Origin of the sequence: Bacillus sp. 005/A4HT-01/001 (assembly GCF_004634445.1) — a bacterium.
GTDB classification, from domain to species: domain Bacteria; phylum Bacillota; class Bacilli; order Bacillales; family Bacillaceae; genus Bacillus; species Bacillus altitudinis.
Genome location: NZ_SEIZ01000010.1, coordinates 25,084 through 40,753, shown reverse-complemented (window position 1 = coordinate 40,753; position 15,670 = coordinate 25,084). Strand labels below are relative to the sequence as shown.

The window sequence follows — 15,670 nt, the reverse complement described above, 5'->3', positions numbered from 1 at the left end:
TGTGTTAACATTATAAAATGCCAATGTGTATATTTTGCTTGATAGGCTTAAAAAACAACTATTTTGTATAAATTATGCATACTTGGGAAAACTAATAAAATCGGTATTTGTTTTTGGATGTGGTTTTCTTATTTTAGAAACCCTTTTTTCTTTTGTCTTGTAAAAGTATTTCTTTACTGACATTTGAAAGACAGAAATACTTTTTACACATATAATACGCATGATTTGAGGGGTGAATCAGTTGACAGGTCAACTAGTTCAGTATGGACGACACCGCCAGCGCAGAAGCTACGCACGCATAAGCGAAGTGTTAGAATTACCAAATCTCATTGAAATTCAAACCTCTTCTTATCAGTGGTTTCTTGATGAGGGTCTTAGAGAGATGTTTCAAGATATATCCCCAATTGAGGATTTTACTGGTAACCTTTCTCTTGAATTCATTGATTACAGCCTAGGGGATCCTAAGTATCCTGTAGCAGAATCAAAAGAACGTGATGTAACTTACTCTGCTCCACTAAGAGTAAAAGTTCGTTTAATTAACAAAGAAACTGGAGAAGTAAAAGACCAAGATGTGTTTATGGGTGATTTCCCAATCATGACAGACACAGGTACTTTTATCATTAATGGTGCGGAACGTGTAATCGTTTCTCAGTTAGTACGTTCTCCAAGTGTATATTTCAGTGGTAAAGTAGACAAAAACGGTAAAAAAGGTTTTACTGCGACTGTCATTCCAAACCGTGGCGCATGGTTAGAATACGAAACTGATGCGAAGGATGTAGTCTATGTACGCATCGATCGCACACGTAAGTTGCCGGTTACGGTTCTTTTGCGTGCTCTCGGCTTCAGCTCTGATCAAGAGATTCTTGACCTCATTGGCGAGAATGAATACTTACGCAACACGTTGGAAAAAGACAATACAGAGAATGCTGATAAAGCACTTCTCGAAATCTACGAGCGTCTTCGTCCTGGAGAGCCGCCAACTGTTGAAAATGCGAAAAGCTTGCTAGACTCTCGCTTCTTTGATCCGAAGAGATATGACTTAGCAAATGTTGGACGCTACAAGATTAATAAGAAGCTTCATATTAAAAATAGACTATTCAATCAAAAATTGGCTGAAACGCTAGTTGATCCTGAAACAGGTGAAATCCTAGCAGAAAAAGGTCAAATTTTAGATAGAAGAGTGCTTGATAAAGTTCTTCCATACTTAGAAAACGGCATCGGATTTAGAAAGCTTTATCCAAACGGTGGCGTAGTAGAGGATGAAGTAGAACTTCAATCTATCAAGATTTATGCACCAACTGATCAAGAAGGCGAGCAAGTGATCAACGTGATTGGTAATGCATATGTAGAGGAAGCTGTGAAGAACATCACGCCTTCTGACATCATTGCTTCAATCAGTTACTTCTTTAACCTACTTCATGGAGTAGGCGACACAGATGATATCGATCACCTTGGTAACCGTCGTCTGCGTTCTGTAGGTGAACTTCTGCAAAATCAATTCCGTATTGGTTTAAGCAGAATGGAGCGTGTTGTTCGTGAAAGAATGTCGATTCAAGACACGAACACGATCACACCTCAGCAGCTGATCAACATCCGTCCTGTGATCGCTTCTATCAAAGAGTTCTTTGGTAGCTCTCAGCTTTCTCAGTTCATGGATCAAACAAACCCGCTTGCTGAATTGACACACAAACGTCGTCTATCAGCGCTTGGACCGGGTGGTTTGACACGTGAGCGTGCAGGAATGGAAGTTCGTGACGTTCACTATTCTCACTATGGTCGTATGTGTCCGATTGAAACACCAGAGGGTCCAAACATTGGTTTGATCAACTCTCTATCTTCATTTGCGAAAGTGAATCGCTTCGGATTTATCGAAACACCTTACCGTCGGGTTGATCCTGAAACAGGTAAAGTGACGCCGAGAATCGATTACTTAACGGCTGATGAAGAGGATAATTACGTAGTAGCACAAGCGAACGCTATATTAGGTGAAGATGGTTCGTTTATTGATGATAATATCATTGCTCGTTTCAGAGGGGAAAACACCGTTGTTCCTCGAAACCGCGTTGACTACATGGACGTTTCGCCGAAGCAGGTTGTTTCTGCAGCGACAGCATGTATCCCATTCTTAGAAAACGATGACTCTAACCGTGCTCTAATGGGAGCGAACATGCAACGTCAGGCTGTGCCTTTGATGCAGCCGGAATCACCGATTGTTGGTACAGGTATGGAGTATGTATCAGGTAAAGACTCTGGTGCTGCTGTGATCTGCCGTTACCCAGGTGTTGTAGAACGTGTTGAAGCGAAGAATATTTGGGTTCGCCGTTATGAAGACGTTGACGGACAACAAGTCAAAGGAAACCTAGACAAATACAGCTTGCTGAAATTTGTCCGCTCTAACCAAGGGACTTGCTACAACCAGCGCCCAATTGTAAGTGTTGGAGATGAAGTCGTCAAAGGAGAAATCCTTGCAGACGGTCCTTCTATGGAAAAAGGTGAATTGGCTCTAGGACGTAACGTCATGGTCGGCTTCATGACTTGGGACGGTTACAACTATGAGGATGCGATCATTATGAGTGAGCGCCTTGTAAAAGATGACGTCTACACTTCTATTCATATTGAAGAATATGAATCAGAAGCTCGTGATACAAAGCTTGGACCAGAAGAAATTACGCGTGATATTCCAAACGTTGGAGAGGATGCTTTACGCAACCTTGACGAGCGCGGAATCATCCGTATTGGTGCAGAAGTAAAAGACGGAGACCTTCTTGTCGGGAAAGTAACGCCTAAAGGTGTAACAGAACTAACAGCTGAAGAACGTCTATTACATGCAATCTTCGGTGAAAAGGCTCGTGAAGTGCGTGATACGTCTCTACGTGTACCACACGGCGGCGGCGGAATCATCCACGATGTCAAAGTCTTTAACCGTGAAGATGGAGATGAATTACCACCAGGTGTTAACCAGTTAGTCCGCGTATACATCGTTCAGAAGCGTAAAATTTCTGAAGGTGACAAAATGGCCGGACGACATGGTAACAAAGGGGTTATCTCTAAAATCCTTCCAGAAGAAGATATGCCGTATCTTCCAGACGGAACACCGATTGATATCATGTTAAACCCTCTAGGGGTACCATCTCGTATGAATATCGGTCAGGTACTTGAGCTTCATATGGGTATGGCTGCACGTTACCTAGGCATCCACATTGCGTCACCAGTATTTGATGGTGCTCGTGAGGAAGATGTTTGGGAAACGCTTGAAGAAGCAGGTATGTCCCGTGATGCGAAAACAGTCCTTTATGATGGTCGAACTGGTGAACCATTCGACAACCGTGTATCTGTTGGAATCATGTATATGATCAAACTGGCTCACATGGTTGACGATAAACTTCACGCACGTTCAACTGGACCATACTCACTTGTTACGCAGCAGCCACTGGGCGGTAAAGCACAGTTTGGTGGACAGCGTTTCGGAGAGATGGAAGTATGGGCACTTGAAGCTTACGGTGCAGCATATACACTTCAAGAAATCTTAACTGTAAAATCGGATGACGTTGTGGGTCGTGTGAAAACATACGAAGCGATCGTCAAAGGGGATAACGTACCTGAACCAGGTGTCCCTGAATCATTCAAAGTATTAATTAAAGAACTTCAAAGTTTAGGTATGGATGTGAAAATTCTATCTGGCGATGAAGAAGAGATAGAAATGAGAGATTTAGAAGACGATGAGGAAACGAAGAAAGCAGACGGATTAGCGTTATCTAATGACGAAGATGCTGCAGACCTCGCACCTGTCGATCTTGAACGTGACGCAGTCACAAAAGAATAGCAGAAACGATTAGAGCAAGTGACTAGGGTATAACCCGAAGATTAAAAGGGAGGTAGGCCCCTTGCTAGATGTGAACAATTTTGAGTATATGAACATCGGTCTCGCATCACCTGATAAAATCCGTTCTTGGTCTTTTGGTGAAGTGAAAAAGCCTGAAACGATTAACTATCGTACACTGAAACCGGAAAAAGATGGTCTCTTTTGTGAACGTATCTTCGGACCGCAAAAAGACTGGGAATGTCATTGTGGAAAGTATAAACGCGTTCGTTATAAGGGTGTTGTATGTGACCGTTGTGGTGTAGAAGTAACACGGGCAAAAGTCCGTCGTGAGAGAATGGGGCATATCGAACTGGCTGCCCCAGTTTCCCACATTTGGTATTTCAAAGGTATCCCAAGCCGTATGGGTCTTGTTCTAGATATGTCACCACGTGCGTTAGAAGAAGTGATTTACTTCGCTTCTTACGTCGTGACTGATCCGGGCAACACACCGCTTGAGAAGAAACAACTTCTTTCTGAGAAAGAATTCCGTGCTTATTTAGATAAATACGGTAACACCTTCCAAGCAGCTATGGGTGCAGAAGCAATTAACAAACTTCTTCAAGATATCGATCTTGTGAAAGAAGTAGATACACTCAAAGAAGAGCTAAAAACAGCTCAAGGACAGCGTCGTACACGTGCGATCAAACGCCTTGAAGTGTTGGAAGCTTTCCGTAACTCAGGAAACAAACCGTCTTGGATGATCCTTGATGTACTTCCGGTGATTCCACCAGAATTACGTCCGATGGTTCAGCTTGATGGCGGACGTTTTGCTACTTCTGACTTGAACGACCTTTATCGTCGTGTCATCAACCGTAACAATCGTCTGAAACGTTTATTAGATCTTGGCGCGCCAAGCATCATCGTTCAGAACGAGAAGCGTATGCTTCAAGAAGCTGTCGATGCCTTGATTGATAATGGACGTAGAGGCCGACCAGTAACAGGACCAGGAAATAGACCATTGAAATCTCTTTCTCACATGCTGAAAGGGAAACAAGGGCGTTTCCGTCAAAACTTGCTTGGTAAACGTGTTGACTATTCTGGACGTTCCGTTATCGTCGTTGGACCACATTTGAAAATGTATCAGTGTGGACTTCCGAAAGAAATGGCTCTTGAACTATTCAAACCATTCGTGATGAAGGAGCTTGTTGAAAAAGGATTAGCTCACAACATTAAGAGCGCGAAACGTAAGATTGAGCGCGTGCAGCCGGAAGTTTGGGATGTTTTAGAATCAGTGATTCGTGAGCATCCAGTCTTACTAAACCGTGCACCAACTCTTCACAGACTTGGTATTCAAGCGTTTGAACCTACACTTGTGGAAGGACGCGCAATTCGTCTGCATCCACTTGTATGTACTGCCTACAACGCTGACTTTGATGGTGACCAAATGGCGGTTCACGTACCATTATCTGCTGAAGCTCAAGCTGAAGCTCGTATTTTAATGCTTGCTGCTCAAAACATTTTGAACCCGAAAGATGGAAAACCTGTTGTTACGCCATCTCAGGATATGGTGCTAGGTAACTACTACCTTACACTTGAGCGTAAAGGTGCTATCGGAGAAGGTATGGTCTTCAAAGATACGAACGAAGCCCTTCTAGCTTATCAAAATGGGTATGTGCATCTTCATACACGTGTAGCTGTTGCAGCTAACTCGTTGAAGAATGTGACATTCACTGATGAACAGCGTTCTAAATTGTTGATTACAACAGTTGGAAAACTAATCTTTAACGAAATCTTACCGGAATCATTCCCATACATGAATGAACCGACTAAGAGCAATATTGAAGAAAAAACGCCTGACCGCTTCTTCCTTGAAAAAGGTGAGGATGTCAAAGCTGCGATCGAGAAACAAGAAATCAATGCGCCGTTCAAAAAAGGTATTTTAGGTAAAATCATTGCGGAAATCTTTAAGAGATTCCATATCACTGAGACATCTAAAATGCTTGACCGCATGAAAAATCTTGGTTTCAAATACTCTACTAAAGCGGGTATTACGGTTGGGGTGTCTGATATCGTCGTATTAGATGATAAACAGAAGATCCTCGAAGAAGCGCAAGCAAAAGTAGATAACGTCATGAAGCAATTCAGACGTGGTTTGATTACTGAAGAAGAGCGTTACGAGAGAGTCATTTCGATCTGGAGTTCTTCTAAAGATGTCATCCAAGGTAAACTGATGAAGTCCCTTGATGAAGTCAACCCTATCTACATGATGAGTGACTCTGGAGCGCGTGGTAACGCATCTAACTTCACTCAGCTGGCTGGTATGCGTGGTCTGATGGCCAACCCGGCTGGACGTATCATTGAACTTCCGATTAAATCTAGTTTCCGTGAAGGTTTAACAGTATTGGAATACTTTATTTCCACTCACGGAGCGCGTAAAGGTCTTGCCGATACAGCTCTTAAAACAGCTGACTCAGGTTACCTCACGCGTCGTCTCGTTGACGTTGCGCAGGATGTTATCATCCGCGAAACAGATTGCGGTACAGACCGTGGAATCTTGGCGAAGTCCATTAAAGAAGGAAATGAAATTATTGAGAAACTTGAAGAACGTCTGATCGGACGTTTTGCAAGAAAACCAATTGTTCATCCTGAAACGGGCGAAGTCATTGTTGGCGAAAACGAACTAATTGATGAAGATAAAGCACTTGAAGTAGTTGAAGCGGGAATCGAGGAAGTATGGATCCGTTCTGCATTTACATGTAACACGCCTCATGGTGTATGTAAACGATGCTACGGCCGTAACCTTGCAACTGGTACTGACGTTGAAGTCGGTGAAGCAGTTGGAATCATCGCTGCACAATCGATCGGTGAGCCAGGAACACAGCTTACAATGCGTACGTTCCACACCGGTGGGGTAGCAGGAGACGATATCACTCAAGGTTTACCTCGTATCCAAGAGTTATTTGAAGCGCGTAATCCGAAAGGGCAGGCAACCATTTCTGAAATTGATGGTGTCGTTGCTGAAATTAACGATGTTCGTGACAAGCAACAGGAAATTGTGGTTCAAGGCGAAGTTGAAACTCGCTCTTACACAGCTCCTTACAATGCACGTCTGAAAGTTGTTGAAGGTGACAAAGTCACTCGTGGTCAAGTACTGACAGAAGGTTCAATCGATCCGAAAGAACTTCTTAAAGTGACTGATATGACAGCTGTTCAAGAATATCTGCTTCATGAAGTACAAAAAGTATACCGTATGCAAGGGGTAGAAATCGGAGATAAGCACGTAGAAGTAATGGTTCGCCAAATGCTTCGTAAAGTGCGTGTCGCTGATGCAGGGGATACAGATGTATTACCAGGCACACTTCTTGATGTACACCAATTCACAGAAGCGAACAAAAAAGTACTATTCGAAGGCAAACGTCCTGCAACAGGCCGTCCAGTTCTTCTTGGTATTACAAAAGCATCGCTTGAAACAGACTCGTTCTTGTCTGCAGCATCCTTCCAAGAAACGACTCGTGTCCTAACAGATGCGGCGATCAAAGGAAAACGTGATGAACTGCTTGGCTTGAAAGAGAATGTCATCATCGGTAAACTTGTTCCTGCTGGAACTGGAATGCCAAACTACCGTAAAGTTAAGCCGGTTTCACAAGTGCAGCCGTCTGACGACATGGTTCCTGTAGAGTAATCTTTCTCTTAAGATTTCTATAAAAATCATCAAAAAATGGTGAAGGATGTCAAGATAATCTGTCAAACGATATTGACATCCTTCTGCCATGATGATAATATAACCAAGGTGCTCAAAATAAAACCTGTTACTTTGGAGGATATTCGATGTCTTATGATAAAGTATCACAGGCTCAATCCATTATTATTGGTACGAAGCAAACAGTAAAAGCTCTGAAACGAGATTCAGTGAAGGAAATCGTCGTAGCGAAAGATGCTGATCCTGCTTTAACCGCTAGTGTAATGAAACTAGCGCAAGAGAAGGGTGTAGACATTTTAGTGGTAGATTCCATGAAAAAGCTCGGCAAGGCCTGCGGAATTGAAGTTGGGGCAGCAGCTGTTGCCATTATGTTATAGCGTACTTGTTTTGTTTTTGCATGCTTAAAATGCAAAAGCATTGTTTTTTGCCTTTTGATGAACCACCTGGGTATGTGGGTTATAAAAAAAGTAATGAAGGGAGGAATAACAACATGCCTACAATTAATCAGCTAATACGCAAAGGACGCGTGAGTAAAGTTGAAAACTCAAAGTCTCCTGCACTTAACAAAGGATACAACAGTTTCAAAAAAGAGCACACTAACGTAACATCTCCACAGAAGCGCGGGGTTTGTACTCGTGTCGGTACAATGACACCGAAAAAACCAAACTCAGCACTACGTAAATATGCTCGTGTACGTTTGTCTAACCTGATTGAGGTAACAGCTTACATTCCTGGTATCGGACATAACCTACAAGAGCACAGTGTAGTACTTATCCGTGGCGGACGTGTAAAAGACTTACCGGGTGTACGTTACCACATCGTTCGTGGTGCGCTTGATACTGCCGGAGTTGACGGTCGTATGCAAGGACGTTCTAAATACGGAACAAAACGCCCTAAACAAAGCAAATAATATAAACAAACATAAGGGTTTTTAGAAGTTGAGTTCAGTTCAGTGGAGTCAGGCAGCTGACAATGAAATTGAGATGAAAGACAGATAGAAATCCTTTTAAAAGAGAAGGGAGGCTATTCAGATGCCACGTAAAGGTCCTGTAGCAAAAAGAGACGTTTTGCCAGATCCAATTTACAATTCTAAACTTGTATCTCGTTTGATCAACAAAATGATGATCGACGGTAAAAGAGGAAAGTCACAAACTATTCTCTACAAGTCATTTGATATCATCAAAGAACGTACTGGTAATGAAGCGATGGAGGTTTTCGAACAAGCCTTGAAAAACATCATGCCAGTTCTTGAAGTTAAAGCACGTCGTGTAGGTGGAGCTAACTACCAAGTTCCTGTAGAAGTTCGCCCAGACCGTCGTACGACTTTAGGTCTTCGCTGGTTAGTAAACTATGCTCGTCTTCGTGGAGAAAAAACGATGGAAGAGCGTCTTGCTAACGAAATCCTTGACGCAGCTAACAACACTGGTGCTGCTGTTAAGAAACGTGAAGATACACACAAAATGGCAGAAGCGAACAAAGCATTCGCTCACTACCGCTGGTAGGATTTATACCAAACTAAAAAAACTATTCCCTAATAAGGAAGGAGAAATTACCCAATGGCAAGAGAGTTCTCCTTAGACAAAACTCGTAATATTGGTATCATGGCTCACATCGATGCCGGTAAAACGACAACGACTGAGCGTATCTTGTACTACACTGGTCGTATCCATAAAATTGGTGAAACTCACGAAGGAGCTTCACAAATGGACTGGATGGAGCAGGAGCAAGAACGTGGTATTACAATCACTTCTGCTGCTACTACAGCACAATGGAAAGGTTACCGTGTAAACATCATTGATACACCAGGACACGTAGACTTCACTGTTGAAGTTGAACGTTCTTTGCGTGTACTTGATGGTGCGGTTGCTGTTCTTGATGCACAATCAGGTGTAGAGCCTCAAACTGAAACAGTTTGGCGCCAAGCAACAACTTACGGAGTACCTCGTATCGTATTCGTTAACAAAATGGATAAAACCGGTGCGGACTTCCTTTACTCTGTAAGCACATTAAGAGATCGTCTTCAAGCGAACGCTCATGCAATTCAATTGCCGATCGGCGCTGAAGATCAATTCGAAGGAATCATCGACCTTGTAGAAAACGTAGCATACTTCTACGAAGATGACCTTGGAACTCGCTCTGATGCACAAGAAATCCCTGCTGAGTATAAAGACAAAGCTGAAGAGCTTCGCAGCAGCTTGATTGAAGCTGTCGCTGAGCTTGATGAAGAGCTTATGGAAAAATACCTTGAGGGTGAAGAAATCACAATTCCTGAATTGAAAGCTGCAATCCGTAAAGGAACGTTGAATGTTGAATTCTACCCAGTTCTTGTTGGATCTGCTTTCAAAAACAAAGGTGTTCAGCTTGTACTTGACGCTGTGCTTGACTACCTTCCTGCACCAACTGATGTTGCTGCAATCAAAGGTACATTGCCAGATACAAATGAAGAGGTTGTACGTGAGTCTACTGATGACGCACCATTCGCAGCTCTTGCATTTAAAGTTATGACTGACCCTTATGTTGGGAAACTAACTTTCTTCCGCGTATACTCTGGAACACTTGATTCTGGTTCTTACGTGAAGAACTCTTCTAAGAACAAGCGTGAGCGTGTTGGACGTATCCTTCAAATGCACGCAAACAGCCGTGAAGAAATCTCTACTGTATATGCAGGGGATATCGCAGCAGCTGTTGGTCTTAAAGATACATCTACTGGTGATACTCTTTGTGACGAGAAAAATCTTGTTATCCTTGAGTCTATGGAATTCCCAGAGCCAGTTATCGATGTAGCTATCGAGCCTAAATCTAAGGCTGACCAAGATAAAATGGGTATCGCTTTAGCTAAACTAGCTGAAGAGGATCCAACTTTCCGTACACAAACAAACACTGAAACTGGTCAAACGATCATCTCTGGTATGGGTGAGCTTCACCTTGATATCATTGTTGACCGTATGAAGCGTGAGTTCAAGGTTGAAGCTAACGTAGGAGCTCCTCAAGTTGCGTACCGTGAAACATTCCGTTCTAGTGCAAAAGTTGAAGGTAAATTCGTACGTCAGTCTGGTGGACGCGGTCAGTTCGGACACGTTTGGATCGAATTCGAACCAAACGAAGAAGGCGCAGGCTTCGAATTCACAAATGCAATCGTCGGTGGGGTTGTTCCACGTGAATACATTCCAGCAATTCAAGCAGGTCTTGAAGATTCACTAGAAAATGGTGTATTAGCTGGATTCCCATTAATCGACATCAAAGCAAAATTATTCGATGGATCTTACCACGATGTTGACTCTAACGAAATGGCGTTTAAAATTGCTGCATCTATGGCATTGAAAAATGCTGTCAGCAAATGTAACCCAGTTCTACTTGAGCCAATGATGAAAGTAGAAGTCGTTATCCCAGAAGAATACATGGGAGACATCATGGGTGATATTACATCTCGTCGTGGACGTGTAGAAGGTATGGAAGCTCGCGGTAACGCTCAAGTTGTTCGCGCTATGGTTCCACTTTCTGAAATGTTCGGATATGCAACTGCACTCCGTTCTAACACACAAGGACGCGGTACTTTCACTATGCACATGGATCACTACGAAGAAGTGCCTAAGAGCATCAGTGAAGAAATCATCAAAAAAAATAAAGGTGAATAATTGATTTTGCCTTTAAACTAAAGTATAACTACTATTGAAGATCAGAAAGTGAGAGGTAACTCTTCACTTTCTATCACTCATACCAAATACAATGAACCTTTAAGGAGGATTTTTAGAATGGCTAAAGAAAAATTCGACCGTTCCAAATCGCATGCTAACATTGGTACAATTGGACACGTTGACCATGGTAAAACAACTCTAACTGCTGCTATCTCAACAGTTCTTCATAAGAAATCTGGTAAAGGTACAGCTATGGCTTATGACCAAATCGATGGTGCTCCAGAAGAGCGCGAGCGTGGAATCACAATCTCAACTGCACACGTTGAGTATGAAACTGAAACTCGTCACTATGCACACGTAGACTGCCCAGGACACGCTGACTATGTTAAAAACATGATCACTGGTGCTGCTCAAATGGACGGCGCGATCTTAGTAGTATCTGCTGCTGATGGTCCAATGCCACAAACACGTGAGCACATCCTACTTTCTCGTAACGTAGGTGTTCCTTACATCGTAGTATTCCTTAACAAATGTGACATGGTTGACGATGAAGAGTTACTTGAACTTGTTGAAATGGAAGTTCGTGACCTTCTTTCTGACTATGACTTCCCTGGTGACGATGTACCAGTTATCAAAGGTTCTGCTCTTAAAGCTCTTGAAGGTGATGCTGATTACGAAGCAAAAATCTTCGAACTTATGGATGCGGTTGATGAGTACATCCCAACTCCAGAGCGTGACACTGAGAAGCCATTCATGATGCCAGTTGAGGACGTATTCTCAATCACTGGTCGTGGAACAGTTGCTACTGGTCGTGTTGAGCGTGGACAAGTTAAAGTCGGTGACGAAGTTGAAATCATCGGTCTTCAAGAAGAAAACGGTAAAACAACTGTTACAGGTGTTGAAATGTTCCGTAAACTTCTTGACTATGCTGAAGCTGGTGACAACATCGGTGCACTACTTCGTGGTGTATCTCGTGAAGATATCCAACGTGGTCAAGTACTTGCTAAACCAGGTACAATCACTCCACATAGCCGTTTCAAAGCTGAAGTTTATGTACTTTCTAAAGAAGAGGGTGGACGTCATACTCCATTCTTCACTAACTACCGTCCGCAGTTCTACTTCCGTACAACTGACGTAACTGGTATCGTACATCTTCCAGAAGGTACTGAAATGGTAATGCCTGGCGATAACACTGAGATGGAAGTTGAACTTATCTCTACTATCGCTATCGAAGAAGGAACTCGTTTCTCTATCCGTGAGGGTGGACGTACTGTAGGTTCTGGCGTCGTTTCTACTATCATTAAGTAATAACAGTTAAAAGAGACTCCTTGCAAAAGGGTCTCTTTTTTTGCTTTTCCAGTGCATAACGGCTACTATAAGCTATAGAATCTAAATGGAACCGAGAGGATCACTGGAATGACGAAGACAATGTTGAAAAAGTGGCCGATTGGCGGGCTTGATCAATGGATTATGATAAAAGAAGATCAAGCAGAAAAAACAAAACCCGTTTTATTATTTTTACACGGTGGCCCAGGGTCAGCTCAAATGAGTTATATCGATTCCTTTCATAAGGAACTTGATCAAGACTTCACTGTTGTTCATTGGGACCAGCGCGGTGCAGGATTGTCTTATCAAAAAAACATTCCTGAGTCTTCTATGACCATTGGGCAATTCGTAGAGGATACGATTGAGCTTACAGAAAAACTGCTTTCTTATAATGATCAAACGAAAATATACATTGCAGGTTATTCATGGGGATCATTAATAGCGATACAAGCTGTACATAAACGACCAGATTTGTATCATGCCTATTATGGAATTAGTCAGGTGGTTGATGTATTAAAAGAGGATATTGTATCGTACGAACTTCTTCTAAAAAAATATCAAGGAAAGCATTTCATTACTAGATGTCTAAAATTGCTGACACCACCCCCTTGGAAACGCACCTTTGCTCATGCTTTGTTCTCTGTATACAAAGAGTTCGCAAAAGTAGGGCTCACGCATAGGTGGAAGCCACTTTTTCAAATGCTGTATGCATTTCTCGTTAGTAAGCATTATCAGCTAAAAGATAAGTGGAAATTCCTTATGGGACAGAAGTATAGCCAGGAATTGCTGTGGGACGAGCTGATGAACGAAAGCATTCAATACCGAGTTTCTTCTATATTAATACCCTGCTACTTTATCATCGGGGAACATGACATGATTACACCAGCTGCTGTATCAAAACCATATGTTGATCAACTTACAGCACCAATAAAAGAGTGGTTTACTTTTAAAGAATCTGCGCATTCTCCGCATATTGAAGAGCCAGAAGAATTTATTCGTATCGTCAGGAAGACAGCTACACATCATCTTCAGGGAAAGCTTGATTTATAGGCTGAACCCCTGTATAATATGAAAAGTGTGCAAATCATAAATTTATCCGATTTATTATTGCAACACGCAGGCCAATTTGGTACAATAGTGCATGTTGGTCTTTGACTGCGATGAAGTGAGAGGTTGCTGACACACCCGGCCGCTTTGCCATGGCAAGGTGATCAGGTTTTTCTCACGGAGAACTGTCTAACGTAAGTAGGCGAAAAGGAGGGAAAATAATGGCAAAACAAAAAATTCGTATTCGTTTAAAAGCATATGATCATAGAATTCTTGATCAATCTGCTGAGAAGATTGTTGAAACGGCTAAGCGTTCTGGTGCTAGTGTATCTGGTCCAATCCCGCTTCCAACTGAAAAATCAGTTTACACAATCCTTCGTGCGGTGCATAAGTACAAAGATTCTCGTGAGCAATTCGAGATGCGTACTCACAAACGTCTAATCGACATCGTGAATCCAACTCCGCAAACAGTTGATGCACTTATGCGTTTAGATTTACCATCCGGTGTAGATATCGAAATCAAACTTTAATTCAAATAGAAAACACATATTATAGGAGGTGTGACGAATGACCAAAGGAATCTTAGGTAGAAAAATTGGTATGACGCAAGTATTCGCAGAAAACGGTGATCTTATCCCTGTAACTGTTGTTGAGGCTGCTGCTAACGTTGTTCTTCAGAAGAAGACTACTGACACGGATGGCTATGAAGCAATCCAAATCGGTTTTGACGACAAACGTGAGAAGCTTTCTAACAAACCAGAGAAAGGCCACGTTGCTAAAGCGGAAACTGCTCCTAAGCGCTTCGTAAAAGAATTACGCGGTGTGGAGTTAGATGCGTATGAAGTTGGTCAGGAAGTCAAAGTTGATATTTTCGCAAATGGAGATATCGTAGATGTAACAGGAACATCAAAAGGTAAAGGATTCCAAGGGGCTATCAAACGCCACGGACAATCACGCGGACCAATGACTCACGGTTCACGTTACCACCGTCGTCCTGGTTCAATGGGACCTGTTGATCCAAACCGAGTATTCAAAGGTAAACTTCTTCCAGGACGTATGGGCGGAGAGCAAATCACTGTCCAAAATCTTGAGATCGTTAAAGTTGATGCAGAACGCAATCTTCTTTTGATCAAAGGTAACGTACCAGGAGCTAAAAAATCTCTAGTAACTGTAAAGAGTGCAGTTAAAACTAAATAACTCTCTTAGGAAAGGAGGAAACAAGTCATGCCAAAAGTAGCATTATTTAACCAAAACGGTTCTACTAACGGTGAAATCGAATTAAACGCTTCTGTGTTTGGAATTGAGCCAAACGAAAGCGTAGTATTCGATGCTATTCTTATGCAAAGAGCTTCCTTACGTCAAGGAACTCACAAAGTAAAAACTCGTTCTGAAGTACGTGGCGGAGGTCGTAAACCTTGGAGACAGAAGGGTACAGGTCGTGCTCGTCAAGGTTCTATCCGTTCACCACAATGGCGCGGAGGCGGTATCGTATTCGGTCCAACACCACGCAGCTATTCTTATAAATTACCTAAAAAAGTTCGCCGCTTGGCTATCAAGTCAGTATTGTCTTCTAAAGTAATCGACAACAACATCATCGTTCTTGAAGATCTTACTCTTGATGCAGTGAAAACGAAAGAATTCGCAGGCATCCTTAAAGGGTTATCTGTTGAGAAGAAAGCGTTGATCGTCACTGCGGATGCAAACGAAACAGTTGCTTTATCTGCTCGTAACATCCCTGGAGTAACAGTTGTTGAAGCTAACGGTATCAACGTTCTTGACGTTGTCAACCACGACAAACTTCTGATCACTAAAGCAGCGGTTGAAAAAGTAGAGGAGGGACTTGCATAATGAAAGATCCTCGTGATGTTCTAAAGCGCCCTATCATTACTGAACGTTCTGCTGATCTAATGACAGAGAAGAAGTACACGTTCGAAGTTGATGTCAGAGCTAACAAGACAGAAGTGAAAGACGCTGTTGAAGAGATCTTTGGAGTGAAAGTTGAGAAAGTCAACGTTCAAAACTACAAAGGTAAATCAAAACGCGTTGGACGCTACACTGGTATGACTAGCCGTCGCAGAAAAGCGATCGTGAAATTAACTGCTGACAGCAAAGAAATCGAAATTTTTGAAGCGTAAATCTTAAAAAGAAGGAGGGAAATTC

At 42.4% G+C, this 15,670-nt stretch carries 12 protein-coding genes; all 12 read left to right on the top strand.

Annotation, left to right across the window (positions count from 1 at the left end; genetic code table 11):
- Window positions 1-241 precede the first annotated feature (241 nt).
- The 12 genes from rpoB to rplW all read left to right on the top strand — a co-directional run bounded on the left by rpoB (window position 242) and on the right by rplW (window position 15,645).
- Window positions 242-3,823 carry a DNA-directed RNA polymerase subunit beta gene (gene rpoB, locus ES896_RS19115; RefSeq protein WP_007496297.1) on the top strand — a complete coding sequence of 1,194 codons (3,582 nt, stop codon included), beginning with the start codon at window positions 242-244 and terminating at the stop codon, window positions 3,821-3,823.
- 61 nt (window positions 3,824-3,884) lie between these two features.
- Window positions 3,885-7,484: a DNA-directed RNA polymerase subunit beta' gene (rpoC, locus tag ES896_RS19110; protein ID WP_007496298.1), complete on the top strand. Its 3,600-nt coding sequence runs from the start codon at window positions 3,885-3,887 to the stop codon at window positions 7,482-7,484.
- Between the two features lie 146 nt (window positions 7,485-7,630).
- A complete protein-coding gene (locus ES896_RS19105) occupies window positions 7,631-7,879 on the top strand; it encodes a 50S ribosomal protein L7ae-like protein (RefSeq protein ID WP_008345416.1) in 249 nt (82 codons plus the stop codon).
- 113 nt (window positions 7,880-7,992) lie between these two features.
- Window positions 7,993-8,412, top strand: a complete 420-nt coding sequence (gene rpsL, locus ES896_RS19100; RefSeq protein ID WP_003216962.1) for a 30S ribosomal protein S12 — start codon at window positions 7,993-7,995, stop codon at window positions 8,410-8,412.
- A gap of 121 nt (window positions 8,413-8,533) precedes the next feature.
- Window positions 8,534-9,004 carry a 30S ribosomal protein S7 gene (rpsG, locus tag ES896_RS19095; RefSeq protein WP_003216884.1) on the top strand — a complete coding sequence of 157 codons (471 nt, stop codon included), beginning with the start codon at window positions 8,534-8,536 and terminating at the stop codon, window positions 9,002-9,004.
- Window positions 9,005-9,058: 54 nt separating this feature from the next.
- Window positions 9,059-11,137, top strand: a complete 2,079-nt coding sequence (gene fusA / locus ES896_RS19090) for an elongation factor G (protein WP_007496301.1) — start codon at window positions 9,059-9,061, stop codon at window positions 11,135-11,137.
- Window positions 11,138-11,254: 117 nt separating this feature from the next.
- Window positions 11,255-12,445 carry an elongation factor Tu gene (gene tuf / locus ES896_RS19085; RefSeq protein WP_007496302.1) on the top strand — a complete coding sequence of 397 codons (1,191 nt, stop codon included), beginning with the start codon at window positions 11,255-11,257 and terminating at the stop codon, window positions 12,443-12,445.
- A gap of 108 nt (window positions 12,446-12,553) precedes the next feature.
- Window positions 12,554-13,513, top strand: coding sequence for an alpha/beta fold hydrolase (locus ES896_RS19080; protein ID WP_008345410.1), 960 nt, complete (start codon window positions 12,554-12,556; stop codon window positions 13,511-13,513).
- A 218-nt stretch (window positions 13,514-13,731) separates the two neighbouring features.
- A complete protein-coding gene (gene rpsJ, locus ES896_RS19075; RefSeq protein WP_003156464.1) occupies window positions 13,732-14,040 on the top strand; it encodes a 30S ribosomal protein S10 in 309 nt (102 codons plus the stop codon).
- 37 nt (window positions 14,041-14,077) lie between these two features.
- Complete coding sequence (gene rplC / locus ES896_RS19070) at window positions 14,078-14,707, top strand: 50S ribosomal protein L3 (RefSeq protein WP_007496311.1); 630 nt, start codon at window positions 14,078-14,080, stop codon at window positions 14,705-14,707.
- Between the two features lie 27 nt (window positions 14,708-14,734).
- The gene (gene rplD, locus ES896_RS19065; RefSeq protein WP_007496312.1) at window positions 14,735-15,358 is read left to right on the top strand and encodes a 50S ribosomal protein L4; all 624 of its coding nucleotides are present in this window, start codon (window positions 14,735-14,737) and stop codon (window positions 15,356-15,358) included.
- Window positions 15,358-15,645 carry a 50S ribosomal protein L23 gene (gene rplW, locus ES896_RS19060; RefSeq protein ID WP_003217016.1) on the top strand — a complete coding sequence of 96 codons (288 nt, stop codon included), beginning with the start codon at window positions 15,358-15,360 and terminating at the stop codon, window positions 15,643-15,645. The genes rplD and rplW overlap by 1 nt, the downstream gene beginning before the upstream one ends.
- Window positions 15,646-15,670: the final 25 nt, after the last annotated feature.